Source organism: Nitrospirillum goiasense (assembly GCF_034427435.1).
Lineage (GTDB): Bacteria > Pseudomonadota > Alphaproteobacteria > Azospirillales > Azospirillaceae > Nitrospirillum.
This window is the reverse complement of sequence record NZ_JAXQNP010000003.1, coordinates 1,692,420-1,715,937: the sequence shown is the minus strand read 5'-3', so window position 1 is coordinate 1,715,937 and position 23,518 is coordinate 1,692,420. Positions and strand designations below refer to the sequence as shown.

The 23,518-nt window shown below is 66.2% G+C and carries 20 protein-coding genes and 1 tRNA gene; 11 read left to right on the top strand and 10 right to left on the bottom strand.

Translation table 11 applies throughout. The features are described 5' to 3' along the window. Positions 1 to 4 precede the first annotated feature (4 nt). The 4 genes from ULB03_RS21810 to ULB03_RS21795 all read left to right on the top strand — a co-directional run bounded on the left by ULB03_RS21810 (position 5) and on the right by ULB03_RS21795 (position 4,903). Complete coding sequence (locus ULB03_RS21810; protein ID WP_322485170.1) at positions 5 to 1,180, top strand: M24 family metallopeptidase; 1,176 nt, start codon at positions 5 to 7, stop codon at positions 1,178 to 1,180. Next, positions 1,170 to 2,507: an MFS transporter gene (locus ULB03_RS21805; RefSeq protein ID WP_322485169.1), complete on the top strand. Its 1,338-nt coding sequence runs from the start codon at positions 1,170 to 1,172 to the stop codon at positions 2,505 to 2,507. Before ULB03_RS21810 ends, ULB03_RS21805 begins: the two co-directional genes overlap by 11 nt. A 23-nt stretch (positions 2,508 to 2,530) precedes the next feature. After that, positions 2,531 to 3,901 carry an LLM class flavin-dependent oxidoreductase gene (locus ULB03_RS21800; RefSeq protein WP_322485168.1) on the top strand — a complete coding sequence of 457 codons (1,371 nt, stop codon included), beginning with the start codon at positions 2,531 to 2,533 and terminating at the stop codon, positions 3,899 to 3,901. Between the two features lie 84 nt (positions 3,902 to 3,985). Continuing rightward, entirely contained in the window at positions 3,986 to 4,903 is a 918-nt protein-coding gene (locus tag ULB03_RS21795) for an alpha/beta fold hydrolase (RefSeq protein WP_322485167.1), read from the top strand. A gap of 150 nt (positions 4,904 to 5,053) precedes the next feature. On the opposite strand, the gene ULB03_RS21790 is transcribed toward ULB03_RS21795, so the two are convergent. The 5 genes from ULB03_RS21790 to ULB03_RS21770 all read right to left on the bottom strand — a co-directional run bounded on the left by ULB03_RS21790 (position 5,054) and on the right by ULB03_RS21770 (position 12,485). Next, a complete protein-coding gene (locus tag ULB03_RS21790) occupies positions 5,054 to 6,133 on the bottom strand; it encodes a DUF3089 domain-containing protein (protein WP_322485166.1) in 1,080 nt (359 codons plus the stop codon). A 23-nt stretch (positions 6,134 to 6,156) separates the two neighbouring features. Continuing rightward, entirely contained in the window at positions 6,157 to 7,647 is a 1,491-nt protein-coding gene (locus ULB03_RS21785) for a flavin monoamine oxidase family protein (RefSeq protein WP_322485165.1), read from the bottom strand. A 116-nt stretch (positions 7,648 to 7,763) separates the two neighbouring features. Then, positions 7,764 to 10,193, bottom strand: a complete 2,430-nt coding sequence (locus tag ULB03_RS21780) for a TonB-dependent receptor (protein WP_322485164.1) — start codon at positions 10,191 to 10,193, stop codon at positions 7,764 to 7,766. Between the two features lie 395 nt (positions 10,194 to 10,588). Beyond that, positions 10,589 to 11,086 (bottom strand): cupin domain-containing protein, encoded by a 498-nt coding sequence (locus ULB03_RS21775; protein WP_322485163.1) that lies wholly within the window; start codon positions 11,084 to 11,086, stop codon positions 10,589 to 10,591. Between the two features lie 241 nt (positions 11,087 to 11,327). Continuing rightward, complete coding sequence (locus tag ULB03_RS21770) at positions 11,328 to 12,485, bottom strand: LLM class flavin-dependent oxidoreductase (protein WP_322485162.1); 1,158 nt, start codon at positions 12,483 to 12,485, stop codon at positions 11,328 to 11,330. A gap of 267 nt (positions 12,486 to 12,752) precedes the next feature. Between ULB03_RS21770 and ULB03_RS21765 the strand changes: the two genes are divergently transcribed. The 6 genes from ULB03_RS21765 (at position 12,753) to ULB03_RS21740 (ending at position 19,194) form a co-directional block, all read left to right on the top strand. Further along, entirely contained in the window at positions 12,753 to 13,679 is a 927-nt protein-coding gene (locus tag ULB03_RS21765) for a LysR family transcriptional regulator (protein WP_322485161.1), read from the top strand. Between the two features lie 278 nt (positions 13,680 to 13,957). Continuing rightward, complete coding sequence (locus ULB03_RS21760; protein ID WP_322485160.1) at positions 13,958 to 14,815, top strand: phytanoyl-CoA dioxygenase family protein; 858 nt, start codon at positions 13,958 to 13,960, stop codon at positions 14,813 to 14,815. Between the two features lie 7 nt (positions 14,816 to 14,822). Beyond that, positions 14,823 to 15,392, top strand: coding sequence for a cupin domain-containing protein (locus tag ULB03_RS21755; RefSeq protein ID WP_322485159.1), 570 nt, complete (start codon positions 14,823 to 14,825; stop codon positions 15,390 to 15,392). A 69-nt stretch (positions 15,393 to 15,461) separates the two neighbouring features. Further along, positions 15,462 to 16,853 carry an MFS transporter gene (locus ULB03_RS21750; RefSeq protein WP_322485158.1) on the top strand — a complete coding sequence of 464 codons (1,392 nt, stop codon included), beginning with the start codon at positions 15,462 to 15,464 and terminating at the stop codon, positions 16,851 to 16,853. Positions 16,854 to 17,017: 164 nt separating this feature from the next. Then, a complete protein-coding gene (locus ULB03_RS21745; RefSeq protein WP_322485157.1) occupies positions 17,018 to 18,379 on the top strand; it encodes an MFS transporter in 1,362 nt (453 codons plus the stop codon). Beyond that, positions 18,376 to 19,194 (top strand): alpha/beta fold hydrolase, encoded by an 819-nt coding sequence (locus ULB03_RS21740; RefSeq protein ID WP_322485156.1) that lies wholly within the window; start codon positions 18,376 to 18,378, stop codon positions 19,192 to 19,194. The genes ULB03_RS21745 and ULB03_RS21740 overlap by 4 nt, the downstream gene beginning before the upstream one ends. 18 nt (positions 19,195 to 19,212) lie before the next feature. Here the strand turns inward: ULB03_RS21740 and ULB03_RS21735 are convergent, their stop codons facing one another. Continuing rightward, complete coding sequence (locus ULB03_RS21735; RefSeq protein WP_322485155.1) at positions 19,213 to 20,121, bottom strand: LysR family transcriptional regulator; 909 nt, start codon at positions 20,119 to 20,121, stop codon at positions 19,213 to 19,215. A gap of 344 nt (positions 20,122 to 20,465) precedes the next feature. On the opposite strand from ULB03_RS21735, the gene ULB03_RS21730 reads away from it, so the two are divergent. After that, a complete protein-coding gene (locus ULB03_RS21730) occupies positions 20,466 to 21,422 on the top strand; it encodes an alpha/beta hydrolase family protein (RefSeq protein ID WP_322485154.1) in 957 nt (318 codons plus the stop codon). 254 nt (positions 21,423 to 21,676) lie between these two features. Here the strand turns inward: ULB03_RS21730 and ULB03_RS21725 are convergent. The 4 genes from ULB03_RS21725 to ULB03_RS21710 form a co-directional block, all read right to left on the bottom strand. Further along, positions 21,677 to 21,752: transfer RNA gene (locus tag ULB03_RS21725), tRNA-Phe, on the bottom strand. A gap of 210 nt (positions 21,753 to 21,962) precedes the next feature. Further along, positions 21,963 to 22,175 carry a DNA gyrase inhibitor YacG gene (locus tag ULB03_RS21720; RefSeq protein WP_322485153.1) on the bottom strand — a complete coding sequence of 71 codons (213 nt, stop codon included), beginning with the start codon at positions 22,173 to 22,175 and terminating at the stop codon, positions 21,963 to 21,965. 15 nt (positions 22,176 to 22,190) lie between these two features. Continuing rightward, on the bottom strand, positions 22,191 to 23,174 hold the full coding sequence (locus ULB03_RS21715; RefSeq protein ID WP_322485152.1) for a ribonuclease E/G: 984 nt from the start codon (positions 23,172 to 23,174) through the stop codon (positions 22,191 to 22,193). After that, a complete protein-coding gene (locus ULB03_RS21710; RefSeq protein ID WP_322485151.1) occupies positions 23,171 to 23,518 on the bottom strand; it encodes a hypothetical protein in 348 nt (115 codons plus the stop codon). The genes ULB03_RS21715 and ULB03_RS21710 overlap by 4 nt, the downstream gene beginning before the upstream one ends.

The window sequence follows — 23,518 nt, the reverse complement described above, 5'->3', positions numbered from 1 at the left end:
CAGAATGCTGATCAACCGTGACCGGGCCGATGCCCTGATGGACCGCGACGGCGTCGACGCCATTGTCGCCTCCACCCCCATCAACACCTACTACCTCAGCAGTTGGGCGACGGACGCCAGTTGGGGTTTCGGTGATCTGGCGCTGGCCATCCTGCCCCGCGACCATGACCGCGACGCCGCCGTGCTGACGGTGGAGGTGGACATGGGCCAACCGCAGCAGGGCCAGGGCACCTGGATGAAGATCGTGCGTGGCTATGCGCGCAAACCCGGCATCGGCGCCGGCGGCGTGCAGGGCGTGATGACGGCCGAAGGTCTTCCCCAGAACCACCAGGAGGCGGTCGCCCAGTACCTGCGCGAACTGGGCCTGCAGAGGGGCCGTGTGGCGTTCGAGGATCGCGGCCTGGGCCAGGATGTGAACAGCATCCTGGGGGGCACGCTGGACGTCGTGGCGGCCCGCGACCTGCTGCGCGATATTCGCATGGTGAAGACGCCGGCGGAAATGGCTCTCATGCGTGCCGCCGCGCGTAAGACGGAACTAGCCTTGCAGATCGCCGCCGAGGCGGTGGCCGCCGGCGCCACCTGCGCGGAGGCCGAGCGCGTGTTCTGGTCGGCGGCGGCCATGGCCGGCGGGCGCCCCGTGTTCCTGCTGATCACCCCCTATCGCCCCAATCACGGCCGCCTGTCCAAGAACGCCGTCTTGCTGCCTGGCGACACGGTGACCTTCGACGCCACCACGGAATTCAATCACTACACCAGCGACATCGGCCGTACCGCCATCATTGGCGAGCCATCGGCGGAGCAGTTGCGCCGCTACAACGCCACCCGCCTGGGCTGGCGCCAATCCCTGCCGCATTTCAAGGCCGGCGCCCTGTCGACGGACGTGGAGCAAGCGGTGGTGGCCTGCATACAGGCCGCCGGCAATCCCGAGTTCCGCGCCTGCGGCCTTCACTCGGTGGGGCTGGAGCATACCGACCATCCCCACCCCGGCGGCGGCATGCACAGTTTCGACCTTGTGGACGGCATGGTGTTGAGTTGCGACTTGCCCTGGATAGGACCGTCCATCGGCAAGTTCCATTTCGAGGACATCATCCATCTACACGGCGACACCGTGGAGATTCTGAACGACGCCGATGGCCGCCTGTTGGCCTGCATCGACGGGCGGACTGTCCGTGTCGACTGACGCCGCGCCCCCCTACCCGCCGATACGCCAAAGCTGGTGGCCGATGCTGCTGCTGTTCCTGGCGGCGAATATCTACAGCATCGACAAGGCCATCATCGGTGTCCTGGCGGAACCCATCAAGGCCGACCTGGCCATCACGGACGTCCAGATGGGCCTGCTGATGGGCTTGGCATATACGCTGCTGAGCGGGCTGTGCGGCCTGTGGCTGGGCACCCTGGTGGACAGGGGCAAGCGCCGCACCGTGCTGGGCGCCGCCATCATCCTGTGGAGCCTGTCCACCGCCGCCGGCGCCTTCGCCCCGGATTTCGCCTGGTTCTTCATCTTCCGCGCCCTGGTGGGATTGGGGGAGGCCACCGTGGGACCGGCGGCATTGTCGCTGATCGCCGACATGTTCCCGCCCAGCCGGCGCGGCCGCGCGCTCAGCACCTATCTGATCGGCGCCACCATCGGAACGGCGCTGTCCTCCATCGTGCCCGGCTGGATCGTGGGCGCCGATCTCCACCTCAACATCCCGGGCTTCGGCCGCATCATACCCTGGCGTACCGCCTTCCTGCTGTGCGGCATGGCTGGGCCTTTCATCGGCCTGCTGTTCTTCACCGTGAAGGAACCGCACCGGCGTGGAATGGGCGCCACCCCAGCCAGCCCCACCAAGGTGGCGGACAAGCTGGCCTACCTGTGGCGCCAACGTAACGTGGTCGTTCCCCTGTTCGGTGGCTTCTGCCTCCATTACATCGCCTTCGTCGGCGTCACCGCCTGGGCCACGCCATTGCTGATGCGCACCTTCGGCGTCACGCTGGCCGGCATCGCCAACCTGATGGGCCTGGGCATGCTGGCGGCCGGGGTGTCGGGTTATCTGCTGGGGGGCCTGGCCACGGATTCGCGCTATGCCACGCGCACCCGCGGCGGGCGCATGCTGATCATGGCCATCCTGCCCATCGTGGCCCTGCCTTGCGCCTTCAGCGGCCACGCGCCGGGCGTGGGCGTGGCCATCGCCATGCTCGCCGCCATCAGCCTGGCCACCCCCATGCTGAACGTGGCCACCAACGCCACGGTGCAGGAAATCGCGCCCAACGACATGCGCGGCTTCTCCTATGCCGTGCTGACCGTCGCCGCCGCCCTGCCGGCAGGGGCCGGCGGGCCATTCGCCATCGCTTACGTGTCCCAAACCATCCTGGGCGATCCGGGCCGCATCGCGGATTCCTTCCTGATCGTCGCCCTGCCTTGCCTGGTGCTGGCGTCCCTTTGTTTCCTGCAGGCCCGGCGCGCCTATCGCGGTGCCGCCGAGGATGGGGAATTGGCCGCCGTCGTCCAATCCATAAGAAGCTAACCACAAAGACCGGAGTCACCCTCATGGCCGCCCCGTCCCGGAAGATGATCCTCGCCACTTTCATCCACAATAGCGGCGCCCACCCCGGCGGCTGGCGTTATCCCAGCGCCGCCCCGGTGGACCAGCACGATTTCAGGGTTTACGCCCACCTGGCCCAGACGGCCGAACGGGGCAAGATGCATTGCTATTTCTCCGGCGACAGCCAGGGTTATCCCCATATCAAGGGCCGTGACGCCTTCGCCGCCACCGACTATGCCGGCAAGCTGGAGCCCACCACCCTGCTGGCGGCCCTGGCCGTGTCCACCCGCCACATCGGCCTGATCGCCACCGCGTCGACCACCTATAACGAGCCCTACTCCATCGCCCGCCGCTACGCCTCCCTCGACCATATCTCCGGCGGGCGGGCGGGTTGGAACGTCGTGACCTCCGCCAGCGACAGCGAGGCGCGCAACTTCGGCCGCGACCTGCTGATGGACCATGACGCCCGCTACGCCCGGGCGGAGGAGTTCGTGGACGTGGTCAAGAACCTGTGGGATTCATGGGAGGACGGGGCGCACATCCGCGACCGTGACGCCGGCCGATACATCGATCCCGACCGCGTGCACCAGTTGGATCATGAGGGGCCCCACTTCAAGGTGGCCGGGCCGCTGAACGTGGGTCGCCCACCGCAGGGCCACCCCATCATCGTGCAGGCCGGCGGTTCCGGCGCCGGCCGCGCCTTGTCGGCCCGCACCGCCGACATGGTCTTCACCGCCGCCAACTCCCTGGATGCCGCCAAGACCTTCTATGCCGACATGAAGCGGCGCGCCGCCGGCTTCGGCCGCAACCCGGACCATGTCCTGATCATCCCCTCGGTCCAACTGATGGTCCGGTCCACGGAAAAGGAGGCCAGGCAGGCGGAAGAGGAGTTGCTGGACCTGGTGCCCACCGCGTTGGCGCTGCGCACCCTGCAACTGCAGCTGGGCGTGGACCTGTCGGCCTACGGCCCCAACGACAAGCTGCCCGACCTGCCCCTGACCAATGGCGGGCAATGGGTGCAGCAACAGATCATCAAGATGGCGCGGGACGAGGATCTGACCATCGGTCAGTTGGCCCGCCGGGTCGTCGTCTCCCGCGCCAGCTATTCCCTGGCCGGCACGCCGGAGCAGGTGGCCGACATGTGTGAGCTGTGGTTCCGCGAGGGCGGGGCCGACGGCTTCTCCCTTTCCCCAAACTATATGCCGGGGGCGCTGGAGGATTTCGTGGACCAGGTCATCCCCATCCTGCAGAAGCGCGGCCTGTTCCGCACGGACTACGAGGGCGAAACCCTGCGCGAGAACCTGGGTTTGCCCCGGCCGCCGAACGCCTTCACCATCAACCCCGCCCTGGGCCGTGAACCGTCGATGTGGGCCTGAGGCCCCTTCCTGGGCCATGATCGACCAAGCAACCATCAACCGAGGGACCGCGCTTTGACCATCAACCGCCGGAATTTCGCCAGAGTGGCCGGCTTGTCCGCCGCCCTGATCGGCGCCAGCTTCATCCCGGCGCGGGCGGGGGCCAAGATGCCGCCCGCCCCGGCGGTTCCCGTCCCGCCGGCCGGCCCCTGGGCCAGGACGGGGGACATCCAGCGCGCGGGCGGGGTGCTGCACTACGCCACGCTGGGTTCCGCCACCGACAAGCCCCCCGTCATCCTGTTGCATAAGCTGGGTGGCTGGCTGTCCGACTGGCGCTTCGTCGCCCCCGCCTTGGCGGAGGGGCGGCAGATCATAGCCTTCGACCTGCCGGGCCACGGCGGATCGCGCTGGTCGGGAGAGCCACCCTACCTCCAGACGCTGGAGGAAACGGCGGCGACGCTGGTCGGCGCCTTGGATGAGATGGGTATCGACCAGATCGACCTGATCGGCACCTCACTGGGGGGCTGCCTATCCGTGCCCCTGGCCGTCCGATGGCCGGAGCGCGTGCGCAAGCTGGCGCTGGTGTCCTGCGCCCTGGGCGGGCACCGCACGCTGGCGGAAATCCGCGAGGACGTCGACGCCAAACAGGCCAACCTGTACGACAGGAACGGCTATCCGGTGCCGACGAAGCCGGAACTGCTGACCCAGATCTTCGGCATCGTGAACACCGGCCCCATCAACGCCGACGGCATCGACAGCCGCAAGGCGGCCGGCCGGTGGATCCAACCGTCGGAACGCGGCGTCGCCTTCGCGGACATCATGGGCGCCCTGCCGCGCATCCAGGCGCCCACGCTGCTGGTCTATGGTGAATTCGACAAAGCCTATGTGAAGTTCCGGAGCGATGCGGAAAAAGCGCTGAAGAACAGCCGGACGGAAGTCGTGCCCAACTCGGGCGCCTTCGTCATGCAGGACAACCCCGCGGCCACGGCGGAAATCCTGAAGCGTTTCGTCAACGAAGCCTGAAATGACAAGGCCGGGTGTCGCCACCCGGCCTTCCTCATCGGGGAAGCGGCGCGCGGAACCGGGCCACCGCGTCCAAACCCACATCGGCCAGGCGAGAGATGCCGTCCGCCGTCGTGTGAACGCAAACGGCGGGGGCGGTGTCCCCATCCCTCACGGCACCGCCCCGTGTTGGGCCTTGAGGAAGGCGGCCACCCGCCGCTTCGCATTCTCCCGCACATCGGCGTAGAACAGGCCATAGTCGTGGTAATGCATGACGCCGCCCGGCAGGGGCGCCAGGTCCAAGGCCGGCCGCGGTTCCACCACCAGGAAGCCTCGGTCGCATTTCGCGGCCACCGCCCCCCGCATCAGCGGCTTCAGGGGGCCCTCCACCGGCGCGCCCGGGACGGCACCCTTGGACGCCCCTTCGGGCGCCACCGGCTTGGCGCGGTCGAAGGTCAGCGGGTTAACGCAGACGGCGGTTGCGCCCGGCACGTCGCCATACGTATCGGTGAACACCTTCTCCGACCGTGCGGCGACGGCCGCCAGGTCGGTGCTGGGCAAGACCGCGTTCCACTGCAGGACGCACCCCGTCTGCAGCGGCTGGTCACACACCGACAGGCTCTTGTAGCGCAGGCCGAATTCCCCTTCCGCCACGTTCATGCCGATGGTGTAGGCCGCGACCATGCGGGCGGCCAGCGGCGTGCCGTCGATGCGCTTTTCCAGCAGCCGCGCCACCATCCAGCCCCCCTGGCTGTGCCCCGCCAGGATGAAGGGACGGCCATGGTTCTCATGTTCCAGGTAATAGTCGAAGGCGCGCTCGATATCACCGTAGGCCAGCAGCAGCGCCTTGTCCCGGCCGCCCCGCCCGTCGTTCATGAAGGAGGCTTGGCGATAGCGCGGGGCGAAGACGCGGCAACAGGCGTTGAAGACGCTGGCCTGACGGGCGATGACGCTGGCGTCCGTCCAGGCGTTGGTTTTGCCGTCAGCCACGTCCTGGTTCCAGCGGCTGTCGCTTTTGAAGGTGGTGGGGTGGATGAAGAAGACATCCGCCGGCGCATCCTTGGCAGCGGGGCTGGCGCCCTTGGGCACGGCGGCGCTGGCACCCGGCCCCGCGGGGCCGGCCGCCCAGGAGGCGGCCAGGGCGTAGTCGGGCGCCGGGGGTGGCGTCTGCTCCTCAAAGGCCGGGGCCCCCAGGGCGGGCGTCGCCGCCAGGCACGCGGCAAGCAGCAGATGCCGGAAAGTGCGGTTCATTTCCTATAACTCCTTTCCCGTCCTCAGGCGCGCGCCAGTACCTCCACAGCCGCCCGCTCCCCGCTTTCCAGCGCGGATTCCATGCCAAAGTCCATCCGCCGCGTATGTTCGCCGGCGAAATGCATCACCTGCCAGGGGTCAACCATCTTGCGCGCGAAGGCGTTGACCTGGCCGGGCGCCAGGCTGAAACCGCAACCCCGCTGCAGGGGATCGGCCAGCCAGTCCTTGTAGGTCGCGATCTTCAAGAGGCCCTTGGCCGCCGGGCGCAGCCGCTCCACCTCGGCCACCAGGAAGGCCTGGGCGGTGACGGCATCCATGCGTGACACCTTCTGGGCGACATTCCCCACCATGACGATCATGGCGCGATGCGGGCCCGTGCCCGTGTGGTTGTCGATGGCCCAGAACATGCCCATGGGACCGTCGGTGGAGAAAGACGCCGGCAGGCCGTCCGCCTGCCAGAAAGGCCGTTCCACCGTCAGGTACAGGCGGGCTGTGTTGGCGTAGGGCATATGGCCGATGGCGTCGCGCATCACGGGGTTGGGGGCGGCATCGATCACCACATCCCGCAACATGGAGAAAGGCAAGGCAGAGATGACGAAGCGCGCCTGGTAACGGCTACCGTCGGCGCAGGTGACGGTCGCGGCGCTGTCCGTCATCTCCACCCGCGCGACCTTCTTTTTCAGGCGCACGACGTCGCCCAGCTTGTCGGCCATGGCCAAGGGCAGGCGCTGGCAGCCGCCCTCGATGTTTGAAATCTGCGCCAGGCCGTTGACCATCTGGCGGCTGTTGCCTTCGCCGAAGGGATGGTCGCGGTGACCTTCCGCCGGGGCGGAGCCGGCGAACGCCTTGTCCAGGGCCTGCCGCGTATCCTCCTGCCACATGCGCAGCAGTGAGGTCTCATCAATGCCGATGCCCGGGGCCGAAAGGGCGGCCAGGCGAATGGCCTGCTCGCTGTAGCCCTTGGCCCGCATCAGTTGGCGCAGGCTGATGTCGAAGTCCCCGAACTTCGGGTCCAGCCAATCGTCAAGGGCCTTCAGCGGATTGTACTTGGCCGCCACCGCCTGGCCCATCAGCATGGGCGGGATGGCGCGCTCATCACCCACGCATTCGTTCAGGGGGTTGGAGGCCCAGGTCTTGGGATCGATCCAGCTATCCATGTAATGGGCGCCGAAGGGCAGCAAATCGCGGTCTTCCGGCACGAGCTTAAGCCCGAAGGCGCGGCAAGCGTCGATCACGCGGGCGTAGCTGCGTCCGACCTGGCTGGCACCCACATCGATGGGACCATCCGCCGTGTGCACGGTCTTGACCCGTCCGCCAGGCTGGTCGGCTGCGTCCAGCACCAGGACGCGCAAGCCGTTGTCCCTCAGGGTCAACGCGGCGTAAAGACCGGACAGGCCGGCACCGAGAATGATGACGTCCGCCGCCTCTGCCGCCGGCCCCTTGGCCGCGTTCACTCTCTTGGGCAGGGCGGCCAGCGCCGCCGTCCCCGCCACGAACACGCGTCGTGTCAGCATGAAGTCCCCACTTCTTCTTATACGTTGGTGAAATGCCGAATGGCGGCCCCCCGACCGGCCGCCATCCGCACAACGAATGCGTCCGGGCCGCCATAAGCGCCCCGGACGATGGCGCTCTAGAAATGATAGCTGCCGCGAATGCCCCAGGTACGCAGTTCACGCAGTTGGACGATGACGGCCGAACTGGTCGACAGGTGGGCGAACGTCGGGTCGATGACGTAACCGTCCACCGCGCTGTAGTAGGACTTGTCGTTGAACAGGTTGGTCGCGAAGCCTTCGAGGGAATAGTTGTCGGTTTTGATGCCGATGTGCAGGTTCACCTGGTTGGTGGCCGGCGTGCGGACCAGGTTCGCCACGTCGGAATACGCGCCGGACTTGTAGGTGAAGTCCACGCGGCTGAAGCCGTCCACATCGCCCAGGATCGGCAGGGTCGGCAGCGGCGTGGTGTAGGACAGCGACGCCGTGCCCGACCACTTCGACACGAAGGGCGCCTGCTTTCCGGAAAAGTCGGTCATACCGGTCAAGGTGGTGACCTGCGAATTCGCCGTCTTCACGATCTCGCTGTCGATGTAAGCGCCGCTCAGATCCAGGCTCCACTCCTTGGACAGCGCGGCGTTGATCTCCGCTTCCACGCCTTTGATATGGACCTCGCCGGCGTTGGTGGACGCCAGGACCTGCTGCGCGCCCAACGTGGGATCGACATAGCTGAATGCCTGCTGGTTGATCTGGTTGGTCCACTCCGCGTAATAAGCGGCCAGATCGTACCGTAGGCGATTGCCGAACAGCTTGCCCTTGGTGCCGATTTCGTAATTCTTCAGGACTTCCGGATCGACGGCGATCTTCAGGTTGTTTTTCTCGGCCACGGCCACGGCGGACGCCGACGCGGTCAGGAACGAAGTGTTGAAGATGCCCGGATTCACGCCTTCGGAATACGAGGTGTAGATCATCGTGGCGTCGTCCACGTTGAACTGGGCGATCACGCGCGGCATGAAGTTGTGGTAGTACTTCTCCAACAACACGGTGCCGCCCTTGTAGAAGCCGGCGGGCAGGAACGTGTTGGTGGTGGCGGTGACGCCGGTGGGCGCCGCATAGGCCGCCATGTCATCGACCTGATAGCGGCCGTCGAAGTTCAGCGTGAACCACGGCGTGAAGTCGTAACCGATACCGTAGAACGCGCTCCAGGTCGTGTCGGACGTGGCGCCGCTGATGCTCGACCTCAGCACGGCGGTGCCGCCGCCGCTGCTGGCCTGCGACCAGGTGTCCATCCAGCTGAGACCGCCCGTCAGGTGCAGCGGGCCGCCCTCATAGGAGGCGCGCAGTTCCTGTGACCAGTCGTGTGAGCGACCCTCGACCAGGTAGGGGTAATTATAGAAGCCTTCACCACCGCTGGACTTGATGGATGTGCTGTAGAAGTTGTCCAGGTCGGCAAGTTCGCTGCTGAACACGCTATTGTAGGCGCTCAGCGAGGAAATGGTCACACCGGTGTCGCCGAGCGTCCAGTCGGCGGAGAGGTGGGCGTGATAGTCGCGCGCGACCAGGCCATAACCCTGGGTGCCGTCATCGGGATTGATGACACGGCCGGATCCGTTGGCCAGGAAATTCTTGATGTAGGCGCTGTCGGTCGTGTTGGCCGACGGCGTGAAGGACGACAGGCCCGGCGTGACCCCGCAGATGAAGCGGTTGCCCGTGGGCAGCGTGCAGTTCGACTGGTTGGCGACCAGGGTCTGGCCGGCACTGTTGGTGACACCGTAGGCGCCGATCAAGCCCTGGGCGGGGGGGCCATCGTCCAGGTCGGTGAACATGCCGAACAGCTTGACCTTGATGTCTTCGTTCGGCTTCATCTCGATCGCCAGCGACGCGTTCCTGGTGGATTGGTCGCCCAAGGTCTGGCCGGGGACGCCGGCGTTGGCGTAAGACCCGTCCTTGCTGAACTCACGCGCGCTGGCGCGGAATCCTAGCTTGTCCGGGATGATGGGGCCGGAGATTTCCGCCGAGAAGTCCTGGTTATGGCGCGTGCCCACCATGCCATCGATGGAGCCGTTGAATTCCTCCGTCGGATCCTTGGTCACGATGTTGATGGCGCCAGCGAAGGTCTGGCGGCCGAAATAAGCCGACTGCGGGCCTTTCAGCACTTCGACGCGGGCGGGATCGGTGATGGTCTGGATGGCGGCGGGGTTGCTGACCGGGGCGCCGTCGATGAACAGCGACGCGGTCTGCAACTGCGCCGCGGACGGCGCCATGCCGCGCAACACGATGGCCTGGAACGAACGGTCGGCGCGGCCGCCATTGCTGGCCTGGCCCACGACGTTGGCGCCAGGCACGAACTGCGCAAGGTCCTGGGTGGAGGTGATGCCGCGCGCCTCGATGTCACCGCCGGTCAGCGCGGTGATCGCGACCGGGGTCTTCAGCATGTCTTCGTTCTTGCGGCGGGCGGTGACGACGATTTCCTCAAGCAGGTCATCGCCGGCGCCGGCGGTCGGGGCGGTGGCGGGCGCCTGCTGAGCCCAAGCCGTGCCGGTCACAGCCGCGCCAACGAGCAGCGCCATCGTGACGACAAAAGAGGTGCTTCCTCGAAGGAGCGAGGACAGATCTTTACAATCAAAAGCCATGGTACCCCCTGTTCGAGAATCGAGTGGTATTATTTTTTTTATTGTCGAGTTTTTTGGCTTCCTGACGCCAAATGGCGGCAAGATTCGAGCGTCACCATGATCCACCCAAGATTTACAGGGGGACAGATCATATATGACTATTTGGGGGAGCGACTAGAAGGCTGTCAGAAGCGGCTGTCTCACGCACCAAATACCGATGGTGTGTCCGCCTGCTGGACAATCCATGCGCCCATCTTATTATCAAATGGCCGAACCGTTCGGCCATACCACACGAAGCTCCCTTGAAACTCCCTTGAAACGCGCCGGCCATGGACGCCAGGCCCCAGGACGGATCACCCGCCCTGGCCCCCGCCAGCCACAGCCTTGGCCTTGTCCAGGCGGACGCTGACGCACTGCGCGTCGGCCACCCCCGGTGGGCAAGGATTGAGTTTGGGCGCCAGGCTGTTTTCCGCTGGCAGCCGCACCGTCATGATGCGTACCGGCTCCGTCCCCACGAGGCGGGAGGTGTGACCCCGGCCAGTGACGTCCGAGGCCAGGACGATGTCGCCCTTCCTCAGGACGTGTCTGGAGCCATCGCCCAACCCGATTTCAAGCTCGCCGGAGAGAACGACAAGCAGTCGTGGCGAGGAGACGCCGTGCCAGTCGACGAAGGCGCCCGGCAATGAGTCGCTGATTTCAACGTCCGTCGCGAACAGCCGCGACTGGACACTATGTCCCGGCGTGCCACCGGTCCTGGGCAGGGGAACGATGTCGAAATGGGATTCCCCATCGCCGCCGCCCGCCATGCGCAGGATCCGGAACGCGTCGCCGGTTGGCGACAGGGGCGACATGGCACCGGCGTCCTGCCCCAGGTCACGCTTCCCTAGGGTCCGCTCCCCGGGTTGCGCGCCTCTGGGGCATCTTGGGCTTGGGTCAGCCCCGCACCCAAGGCTCCGCCCAGGACGCCGCCCAGAAGAAGGCAGAAAATCGCCACGCCACCCGTTTTGCGCGCCATTTACTCTCCCCTCAGTTCGCTGAGGAAAAGGATGTCGACCCGATGCTTTTTGGCAATTTCATTAATCTTGTGAGTGATCAGGAATTTTTTGCACCCACCGGCTTTTTGGCGGCGCCGGCCAGCATCCGCAGGCGCGGGATCAGCTCCCGCCCATGCGTTTCGATATCGCCCAGCAGGTCGAAGCCACGGATGAGGAAGCCGGTGATGCCCATGGCGTGATAGTCCATGATGGCATCGGCCACCTGTTCCGCCGTGCCCACCAGGGCGGGCGGCAAGGTGGGCGTCGCGAAATCGATGGAGGCGCGGGTGATACCCGTCCACAAGCGCTTGTCCAGCACCTCCGGCCCCGTGGCGATGCGTTCCAGCTCCCCGCGCCCCGTTCCGCCCTTGGTCGTGGCCAGCGCCTTGTCCAGCCTCATGCCGGTGCGCACCGCGCCCCCGTCCCGCTCCAGCGCCCGTCGCTGTTCCAGCGCCACCTCGCCCAGGCGGTCGACGACGCGCCGCGCCTCGGCCCAGGCCGCCGCCTCCGTCTCACCCAGGATGACGCGGACGGAGGTTTGCAGGCGCACCGTCCGGCCGGCCTTCATCGCCAGGGCCTGGACCGCAGCCACATCCTGGCGCATCTGGTCCAGCGGCTTCAGCCCACCGAAGGCGTAGACATCGGCGCATTCCGCCGCCTTTTCGATCGCCAACGGCGAGGCGCCCCCCCAATAGATGGGAATGCCGGCGGCCGTCACCGGACGCAGTTCCGACAGCGCCTTGTTGAACCGGTAGAACTCGCCGTTGAAATCGACCGGCGTCGTGGACGACCAGACGGCCCGCATGGCCCGCACGTATTCGGCACTGCGATGGTAGCGCTGTTCCTTGGTCAGGAAATCGCCGTCGCACTGCAGTTCGGTGTCGTTGGCACCGGTGATGATGTGGACGCCGACACGGCCGCCACCGCTGATATGGTCCAGCGTCGCGAACATGCGCGCCGCCATGGTGGGGGCGATGAAGCCCGGCCGGTGCGCGACCATGAAGGCCAGGCGCCGCGTGACCGTCGCCGCATGCGTGGCGATGACCAGGGGGTCCGGCGCGAACGAATTCTGCAGGATCAGCACACGGTCATAGCCGTTGGCGTCAAAGTCGTGGGCCAGGCGCTGGATCATGGGAACATCGAACAGGGGGCCGCTGGGCGGGCTGATCTCCGATCCGTTCCGATGGACGAGGACGCCCAAAACCTCGATGCTCATGCCACCCCCTCACACCTGATGAGCCGCCGCGCCCTTGGTCCCGCCCCTGTCGGGGCCGCCAGGCCGACGCCGGCTGGAGTGGGAATCCCTGCCACCCCACCATCCTGCGGATAATTCAAATTATTTGTTCCTGCTGAAGAGTTCCTTGATCAACCATGCGACTGGGAACCGCTTCGGGGCATGCATCGTCTGGCTGGGAAAACCCAGACTGGGCAGTGGCTTAGGCCCCGGAGGCCGGGCCATGCGCCACGCCGGACGGGAACCGACATGAACATCACCAAGCTTGAACGCCTGATCGCCGTGTTCGAAGCCGGCAGTTTCCGCAAGGCCTCCCAGGGCCTGGGCATGTCGCAGCCCGCCTTGACGTGGAGCATCAAGCAACTGGAAGACAGCCTGAACACACGGCTGTTCGAGCGGGGGCCACGTGGCATCCGGCCGACGGCCATGTGCGAACGGCTGATGGTGCGCGCCAAGCTCATCGTTTCCGAACACCATCGCCTAGTGGCGGAAATCGACAGCGGCAATAAAAGCCAGGTGATCACCGTGGGCGTGCATCCCATTATCCTGAACGGTGATTTCGCCCGCTGCGCCGCCCGCTTCAGCCAGCAGGAAAAGGACGTCACCCTCAAGATCAAGGAAGGCTACAGCTCACAGCTTCTGGACAGCCTGCAGCGGGGGGAAATCGACTTCGCCTATTGCGCCTTCACCGACAGGCCCCTGGCGAAAGAGGGGTTCGACTTCGAACCGGTGGCGACGCAGGAATATTCGGTGATCGCCCATCCGGCACACCCCATCTTCGCGGAATTGGCCGCCGGCCAGCCGGTGGGGGACCACGTCTGGGCGCGGGTGGACATCCCCAACCTGGTGGCGCCCGACCGCAACGCGAACGAGATCACGCAGTTGCTGGAGACCTTCGGTTATCGCGACACGACGCGAACGGTCTTCTCCTCCTCCATGGGGCTGCTGAAGCTGCTGGTACAGGAGGGCGGGCTGCTGGCCATGATCGCGGACGAGTTCGTGGCGGAGGAAGTGGCGGCCGGCCATCTGGCGCGCGTGCCGGGATCACGCATCGCCGCGTCCTCCATTGGGCTGTTGACCCTCACCGGCAGCTACGAGACCGCGGCGACGCGGCGTTTCAAGTCGGTGCTGCGCCAATCCCACCGCCGCACCAACCAGCGGACCAGGCGCGCGTGAAACACAAGCGGGCGCGAAGCAATGACCGCCAGGGCTAAAGAGAAGCTTTATCACCGCAATAGAATTGGGAACTTACCCCGCCCCGTCCCTCTGCCCATAGTTGGCCCGGCAAACCTACGCGGCGTGGACCGCTGGGACAGGGACATCAACGGGCCATGGGCGAACACGGGCGGGCAGACCGTGGTCCCCCACCGGCTATCATCCCCTCCCCCGCTCCGACGCCTCATCCACCGGCGCCCTCGCCATGGTGCCGGCCGACCCTTCAGGAGCAGTGCCCGATGAACAAGCATCCGCTGAACCCCATCACCGAACAACACATCGCGGATTACCGCCGGGACGGGGTGGTCTGCCTGCGCCAGATGTTCGATGCCGGGTGGGTGGCGCTGCTGCGCGAAGCGGCGGCGGAGGTGGTGAAAAGGCCCGGGGATTTCGGCATGACCGGGCCTTCACATGGTTCCATGACCTCCGTCGCCTTCCTGTGGCGCAAGTCCGGCGCTTTCCGCGACTTCATCCAGAATTCCCCGGCGGGGGAGATCATTGGCCGGGTGATCGGCGCCGACACCATCCAGATGTTCCACGATCACCTGTTCCATAAGCCGGCAGGCTCACCCCAGGTGATGCCGTGGCATGCCGATCACCTATGGCCGTTCACCGGCAGCATGGTTCCCAACCTGTGGGTGGCCCTGTCGCCCGTGAACCGGGAAAATGGCCGCATCGAGTTCGTGGCGGGATACCACGACTTCTGCCAGCGCACCGGCTCCCGCTTCGGGCCCGCGGGCGACGGCACCTTCCGTTTCCCTGATTTCGAGGCGGAGCGGAACAACCCGGCCTTCCCCTTCTGCTTCGTGACTTGGGACCTGGAGCCGGGGGACGCCGTGCTGTTCCACGTCGACATCCCGCACTATTCCAAGGGCAATGAGTCCCCCACCCTGGACCGCACCGGCCTGGCCATCCGCGTCATCGGTGACGACAGCTACTGGTGCCCGCGCGAGGGCCTGACCAAGGTGCCCGGCCTGGACCTGCTGAGCCAACCGGAGGGCGTGCACCCGCCGCCCAGCGAGTTCCTGCCCGTCATCTGGCACCGGCCGGCCGGTGAGCCGCGGGCCTTCATCCGCCGCACCGATACGGCCGCCTAAGGCCGCGATGATGGACGATCTTACGCTCAGCAAGCGGGATATCCTGGGCACGGCCGCCGCGCTGCTGGCGGGCCTGGCGCTGACGGGTGGCGCAAAGGCGGCGGACCAGCCGGCGGCCGATGCCCACCGCAACGGCGTGCCGCTGGATTTCCCTGGAACGGGCCCTATCCCTTGGATCAAGCGCATCTTCCATCTCTATACCGGACCGGATGGCCTGACCCGGGCGGAACAACTGGCGACGCAGCCGCCCGACGGCGCGCAGATCGCCCAACTGCTGCGCCGCACGGCGGAACGCGTGAGCATCGGCGGCGCGTCCGCCGGCGCGGGATTCGACTTCCACGTCGCCAACCAGCCCACGCTTCTGATCCCCCTGTTCGGCAGCATGGTGATCGAGCTGCACGACGGTACGCGGCATGAGCTGCGCCACGGCGACCTGGCCTACGCCGAGGATTGCACCGGCAAGGGGCACATCTCCCGTTCCGGGCCCGAGGGCTCGCTGATGGTATCGGTGCAATTGCCCAAGGCGGGATGCCCCGCGGTCGGTGGTTCGGACATCAGCAAGCTTTGGCGGGATTAGGGGCGGCATGCCGGAATGCCCATGACGGGGGCCGGCCCATGGACACCAGGGACAGGACGGGGACATCGGATGAAATCGCGGACGTTGATCGGCTGGGGCATAGGCTCCTTCACCTCGGCGTCCTTGGTGGGGGCCGTGGGCCTGCTGCATCTGCGGTTCATGACCGACAGCCTGGGAATCGCGATCAGCCTGGCCGGGCTGCTGGTGGTGGTGTCCAAGATCTATGACGCTGCCATCGACCCGGTGATGGGGCTGATCAGCAGCCACACGCATACCCCCTTTGGCCGCTACCGCCCCTTCCTGGCGGCAGGGGGCCTGCTGTCCGCCCTGTCCATGGCGCTGCTGTTCAACGTCCCGAGAAGCCTGCACGGCAGCGGCGTCATTGTTTTCACGGGGCTCAGCCTGCTGCTGTTCTCCACCGCCTACACCATGTTCCGCATCCCCTATCTGGCCATCGGGCGGTCCATCACCCAGGACTTCAACGAACGCTCGCGCCTGATGGCCTTCAGCGTCTACGGCTCTTCCCTCGGCGGCCTGGCGGCAACGGCGGCGGCCCCCTTCCTGCTGGCGCACATGGGAAGTGACCGGGAAGGCCACGGCCTGGTGGCGCTTATCCTGGCGAGCCTGATCGCCTTGGGCGCCATCGCCAGCTTCCTGCTGATCGAAGAGAAGGATGGCGGTTTGCCGGAGAAGCACGGCCTGTCTCCCCGCCTGGCGTGGGAGGCCGTCCGCGCCAACCAGCCCTTTCGGTGCCTGATGGGCTTCAAGATCACCATGTTCGCGGCCCTGGCCACCCACATGGCCGCCATACCCTATTATACGCGGCACGTGCTTCACGCCCCCGACACCAGCCTGGGCGGCTATTTCCTGTCGCAGACCATTGCCATGATGGTCTCGCAGGCGATCTGGATGCGGTTGGCGCGCCGCGTCGGCCGGCGGAACGGGCTGTTGGTCGCGGCCATCATGCAGGCCGTCGTCATGATGGCGTGGTGCCTGGTTCCAGTGGGCCAGCCTCAACCATGGATGCAGATGCTGGGGGCATTGGCCGGCGTGTCGAGCGGTGGCATTTTCCTGGGTCTCTATACGGTACTGACCGACACCATGGATCACGCCCGCCAACTGTCCGGCGATCGGGGACGGGAGGGTATCCTGGCCGGCGTATTCGTCATGACGGAGAAAGCCACGGCCGCCTTCGGCACCTTCCTCTTCAGCACCACCCTCGGCCTGGTGGGTTTCACCTCTGCCAAGGATGCGGGCATCCAGGCCCAGCCGGCGGGCGTGGTGATGGCCATTAACGTGACCTTATGGATCTTGCCCTGCCTGACGGCCACCGTGGCCTGCCTGTTCCTCCGGGCCTACCGCCTGGCGCCCAGCGCCGCACCCGTCGTCCCGCCCGTCGTTCCCCCCGTCGCCCAACGGGACGATCCAGCGGGTGGCCTGCTGGGTGCCAAGAAAATCTGATCAGTTCCAGAATTATTCAGCCTATAGGCCATGCGGCGCGCGATCTATCATCGGGATGGCGCTGCCGAAAAATGTGACGGAAGGCAGCGCTCCGGACATGCCGCCGCCCACCCGGTGTGTTCCACAGCCAACGGTGTGCCCCCGAAAACAGGAGCGCAGAGCAGTTGTACGAAACCTCGTTGCGACGTCATGAGGCCACACCGGTCACGCTGGCGGCCCCCCCTCGCGCCGGTCCGGCCATCGCTTGGTTCACCGTCTTCACCCTATGCGTCGCCCAGGTCATTTCCACCGTCGACCGTGGCATGCTGGCCTTGGTCATCGACCCGGTGCGCCACGACTTGGGCATCAGCGAGATCCAGATCGCCCTGCTGCAGGGGTTCGCCTTCTCCGTCTTCTATGTGACCGTGGGCCTGCCACTGGGGGCGGTGGCCGACTTAATGAACCGGCAGCGTCTGCTGCTCGGCGGAATCCTTGTCTGGAGCGCGGCGACTGTCGGCGGCGGCCTGGCGCAGAATTTTGGGGGCATGTTCGCCTCGCGCCTGTTCATTGGCGTGGGCGAGGCGGTACTGGGTCCGTGCGCCGTCACCCTCATCAGCGACCTGTTCCCCGCCGACCGCCGGGGTCGGCCCATGGCCGTCTACGTCTTCGGCAGCATGATCGCCTATGGAATCGGTTCCCTGGTCAGCGGCTACATCCTGCAGGTGGCGCCCCTGGGGGCCTTCGCTGGCATACCGCTGCTGAACGCCCTGGCGCCCTGGCGCATCGCCTTCATCCTGGTGGGCGCCTTCGGCTTCGTCATCGCCGCGATGCTGGCCATGGTGCGCGAACCAGGGCGCCACGGCAAGGCGGGGGCCAGCGCCGACAGGGCCAGCTTCCGAGATGGCCTTGGGCATTTCTGGGCTGCCCGGCGCATCTTCCTGCCGCTTTACGGCTCACTGGCCCTGTTCGCCATGGGTGGCTCGGTCGCGACTGGCTGGGGGGCGGTGCTGCTGACCCGGGCGTTCGGCTACAGCCTCGGCACGGCAGGCAAGAGCCTGGGGACAGCCCAGATAATCTGGGCGGCCCTGGGCGCCGCCATCGCCAGCTTTGTCGTCGACCGCATCGCGCGACGCCACGGGGCGGCCGGCAAGATGCGCTTCGCCGGTCTGCTGTCGCTTTTGGGCTTACCCTCCGTCGTCGCCGTCGCCGCCCCCGCGGGCGGCACCGCCGTCATCCTGCTGGCGGAGGTAATGTTGGTCAGCGCCCTGTACGGCGCTTCCATGCTATCCATCATCGCCGAGGTGGCGCCCCTGCGCGTACGCGGTCTGGCCGTGGCGTTGTACGCCTTCGTCATGACCATGATCGGCGGCTCACTGGGCCCGCTGGCCGTGGCCTCCCTGACGGAATCGGTTTTCCATGACCCGGCCTCGGTCGGCACCTCCATGGCCATGGTCGGCATCGCGGCGCTGACCTTGTCGGCGGCGCTGGCCTGGCTAGCCGCCCGGCACATCCCCCATACCACTCCACAGGGAGCCTCGTCGCGATGACCAGCGTGAAACGCGGCTACACCGACAGCCGCCATGGCCAATTGCATTATCGCATCGTCCAGCCGGATGCGCCCACGGGCGCCCCGCCCCTGCTGTGCCTGCATCAGACGCCCAGCCACAGCGGGGACTGGCTGCCAGTGCTGCCCACTCTGGGGGCGACGCGCACGGTGGTGGCGGTGGACACGCCCGGTTACGGCATGAGCGACCCGCCACCGGCCCCCACGACCATAGAGGAATACGCGGCGATCATCGCTGACTTCATAACCGAGCTGGCCGCGCAGGGTTTGGTGCCAGCGGGGCCCTTCGACGTCCTGGGTTTCCACACCGGTTCCCTTCTTGCCACCCAGTTGGCGCGCTCACTGCCTGATCGCGTCCGGCGCCTCGTTGTGTTCGGCCTGGCGGCCTATCCCGCCGACGTCCGGGCGGCCAAGCTGGAGCAACTGCCCACCTTGTTCCCGCCGCCGGATGCCACCCTGGCCCATGTGGAAAAGCTTTGGGCCATCATCGGCCAATTGAGCGATCCGCGCGTGAGCGCCGAACAGCGGCACATCAGCATGGCCGAATGCCTGCGCCTGGGCGCCCGCATGACCTGGGGGTATATCGCCGTTTACCGCTATGATTTCCTGGGCGCGATGGCCGAGGTGCAGCAGCCGGTGCTGATCATCAACCCCGAGGATGACCTGTGGGCGGTGACGCGGGACGTCTCCCACCACTACCCTAACGGCCGGCGTGTCGACATGCCGGGGGTGAAGCACGGCGTGCTGCACCTGGAGCACGACCGCGTGGTCGCGGAGATCGAGGGCTTTCTGGCCTGACCTGCGTCACGCCGACCGTCACCGGGTGGGCAGGGTCAGCCACTGCCGGATGACGAACTTCATCTGACGCGCCATCTTGGGTTCATAACGATCGCGCAACGTTATGAACCCGAAGGCGGGCGCGGGTATTTCCGACCCCTCCAGGCACCGCATGGCACCGGACTTCAGCTCCTGCGCCACCGCCTCGCGCGCAATCATACCGATCATCTGGCCATGCAGGATCAGGTGCTTCACAAAGGCGATGGACGATGACTTGATGGACTTGCTGGTGTCGGTGTAGCCGAACTTGCGCATCACGTTCAGGACGTCCTGGTTCTGGTCTATCGCCTCCGGCCTGTCGTAGGCATTCACCAGAGCCCAAGTGAAGTTGGAGAAGGGCGCGCCGTCGGCGATCTGCCGTAAGATAGGGTGCCCCGCCACCACGACGATGGCGTATTCCTGCGTGATCAGGGAATCAAACTGAAAGTCTTCGGCGCGATAGTCTTCCGGCAAGCCGCAGAGGGCGAAGTCCAGCTCGCCGATGCTCAATAATTTCAGGAGTTGGGAGGTATAACCTTCCCGGATGCGTAAATCGACGTTGGGAGAACGCTCCACGAAGGCAGCCATCACCTTGGCCAACCCCTCGTTCATCATGATGGGGTGGATGCCCACGGCCAGCCTGGGGACCTTGTTCACCTCGGCAATGTCATTGATGATCCGCTGTTCCTCGCTCAGCAGAAGGCGGGCTCGCTGTACCAGCTTTTCGCATATGCCGGTGGGACGCACACCTGTGGGGCCGCGTTCGAAGAGCGAGGTGTTCAGTTCCTCCTCAAGCTGCTTGATGCTGGAGGTCAGAGCCGGCTGAGTCACCCCAATGACCTGCGACGCCTTGCGCAGGCTGCCGGTTTCATAGATCGCGATCACACGCTTCAACTGGACGAGGTTCATTGCCCGTATCACTTTCCCATACCCTGTTCGGGCAGCGGACTATAGCGCGACGGTTTGCGAAAGTTTGACCTATTTAAATTCTGACCGGCAGGCGGGACCGCGATCGCGCTGCGCGAGGAACCGGCGGCTTTGCCGGCGTTCGCAAGTGCTCATCAAAAACCCGGCCCTGTGGGATCGCCCTTATTAGATGGCGCGCGGAGGGTTCATATCGGGAACCTCCTTGCTAAACGGAACAGTCGTTCGTATAAAACGGAATATTGTTCCGTTTATTCGTGGCCGGACAGCTCGGCGTGAACGGGACCCAACGCGATCGCGACGCGGCCTCCAGACCGAAAGGAACACCCATGGCTGACAAACTTATCAAGGATGCGGCCCTCATCCCGGTCGCCGCGCCAACCCCATTCATGGCGGTGACGCCGATTACGGTCCCCGCACCCGAGCGTTATGTCGATATCGAACTGCGCGTGTCCGCCCCAACGACGGGAGACAAGCTGCCTATTATCCTCCTGTCGCATGGGCACGGGGCATCCAACTATCTGTCGTCCAACCGGGGCATGCTTCCGCTTTCGGAGTTTTGGGCCTCACATGGATTTGTCGTTATCCAGCCGACGCACCTCAACTCCACGACGTTGAGTCCAGAGACGCCCGAAGCCCCTCTGTTCTACCGCTCGCGGGCGCAGGATATGGCTCTCATCCTCGATCGGCTCGACCTGATCGTGAAGGCGGTACCCGGCCTGGCCGGACGTCTCGATCAAGAGAAGGTCGCCGTCGCCGGCTACTCGCTGGGCGGCTTCACCGCCGGCATGCTGCTCGGCATGCGACTTCATGACATCGATGGGGAAGAAACGCTGGACTTGCGGGACGACCGCATCAAGGCGGGCGTCCTCATCGGTGCCCCCGGCCTCGGTGCCCGGCTGGATGGGCCCGTTGGGCAGCGCTACCCGGCACTGACGAAGAATACCTTTGACGCGATGAAGGCGCCTGCTCTCATCGTGGCGGGGGACAAGGACTTCAACCCCAACTTCTCAACCCACCCGGACTGGCGCAGCGATGCCTACCGCCTCAGCCCGGCTCCCAAGAGCCTCTTGACGGTAACGGACGCCGAGCACGGCTATGGTGGCGTTGCCGGCTATGACGCGGGCGAAACGACCGACGAGAACCCGGAGCGGGCTGCCTTCGTGCAGCATATGACCTGGGCCTGGCTGTGGTCGGCACTTCATCCGGGCAGCGACGCCTGGGAAAAGGCGCGGGCCTCGCTCAAGGGCCAGGCAGGGCGGCTCGGTCACGTCGAGACCCGATGATGGCTTCTTCCAGCAATGCGGGGCTGGACGGGGCGGGCCGCCGCCGACGTGACGAGGGGGAGCGCTGCACCCGGAACTGAAGCTCCTGTTGATATAGGATACCAACAGGCGGTTTTAATGACGCGGGTATCCTAGGAATACGCCCAGCCACTCCGGGCCACGATATTCCACAAAATACCCGATATGTCAGAAGGTCTTAGATCGTACCGCGGCGTATTATCGGCGGCTCACGGAAACGATGGCATGGGGGAAAATGGTGCCCAGGGGCGGAATCGAACCACCGACACGGGGATTTTCAGTCCCCTGCTCTACCAACTGAGCTACCTGGGCATCCAGAAGAACTTAGCGGACGCTAAGCCCCTGATCTCGCGTGGGTTTTTGTGACCCGTTGCCGTGGCGTTGGCGTCCGCGGCGCGTCGAGGTGGCTGTATGTAGACAAGTCCGGCGGGCTTGTCCAGCCTGTTGTTTAGATCTTTTTCAGATTTTTTTTAACTCTTTGATTCAGAATGGATTTTGGCGGGTGCGAAGCCTCCCCTGGGCTCAATCCCGCTCGGCCCCGGGCGCGGTTTCGCCGTCCTCGTCCGTCTCCTCGGTCACGGGCACGCGGTAGCTTTCGTTCAGCCAGCGGCCCAGGTCGACGTCGGCGCAGCGGGGGGAGCAGAAGGGCTTGACCTCCGGCGCTGGCGGGCGGCCACAAATGGGGCAGGCGGCGCGGGACTTGCGGGGCTTCAAGGGGATCGGTTCGTCGGTCATCACGGGCACCATCACTCACATCAAGGCGTCGTCGTCGGGGAATACCCCCGGGGCCGGCGCGTCCGGCGCCACCAGATCCAGCAGGGAGGGGCCCCGCCGCTGGCGCGTCATTTCCACGAGGCCCAAGCGGGACATGCCATACACCTGGGTATTGCCGGGGTCGTCCGCCACCGCCCCGGTCAGCGCCAGGATCAGCCGCTCGCGGTCCGGCAGACGCGACAGGTTGATGAAGTCCACCACCACGATGCCGCCGACATTGCGCAGGCGCAGCTGGCGGGCGATTTCCGGCACCGCCGCCAGGTTGACGGCCAAGGGGTCGCCCTTCTCCCCGCCATTGACGTCGATGACGGTCAGCGCCTCCGTCCGTTCGATCACCAGGCTGCCGGTGGCGCCGCCCGCCTTGGCCCCGAACAGCGGCACGCGCGGGCGCAGCAGCTTGGCGATGGCGCCGTCCAGGTCGCCGCCCTCGAACAACGGCAGGCCGGTGCTGGCCCGCCGCAGGGCCGGCAGCAGGTCGCCGGCGCGGTCGTCGCACCAGCGGCGCAGTTCGGCATAGAGGTCCTGGCCGGCGCCCGCGCGGTCATCCACCAGGATGGCGTCCACCGGCTGCCCCGTCTGTTCCATCAGCGCGCGGATGCCGGCATGGGGCGCCGGCAGCAGCACGCCCGGGGGCCCGTCACCGGCCCGCGCGACACCACGCCAGTCCAGCGCCAAGGCCTCCGCCTCCTGGGCCAGCCATTCGGCCGGCACGGCGGCGGCGGCGGCGCGCACGATCCAGCCGCCCGCCCCGCCCCGGCCCCCGGCGGGCACGGCATCCCGCACCACCGTGGTCAGGCGGGCGCGTTCGGCGGCGGCGCTGGCGCCCTGCCCCAGGCGCTTGGACACATGGATTCCGGCCGCCATGGGCGTATGGACCAGGAAACGGCCCGGCAGCGCCACGTCCATGGACAGGAGCGCGCCCTTGGCTGCCACCGGGTCGGCCTTGACCTGAACGATCACCGTCTGGCCCGCGCGTAGCGCTGTGCCAATGGGCCCCTGGGGACGGACGGCTGGACGATCCTTGGAGTCGTTCTTGTCCCCCCGCCATGCTTGTCCGCCTGCGGCAAGCGGACGTCAGCGGCGGGCAGCAGGCCATCCCGCCCCGTGCCGATGTCAACGAAGGCCGCGTTCATGCCGGCGACGATGCGGGTGACGCGGCCCCGAATCACGGCACCGGCCAGGGTGGGCCGGTCGATGCGATCAATGTACAGGTCCGACAGCACGCCGTCGGTCAGGATAGCCGCGCGGCGCAGGGCGGGGCCCTGCGCCGGCGCGGTGATATCGATGTGAAGCTCGCGGGCCAT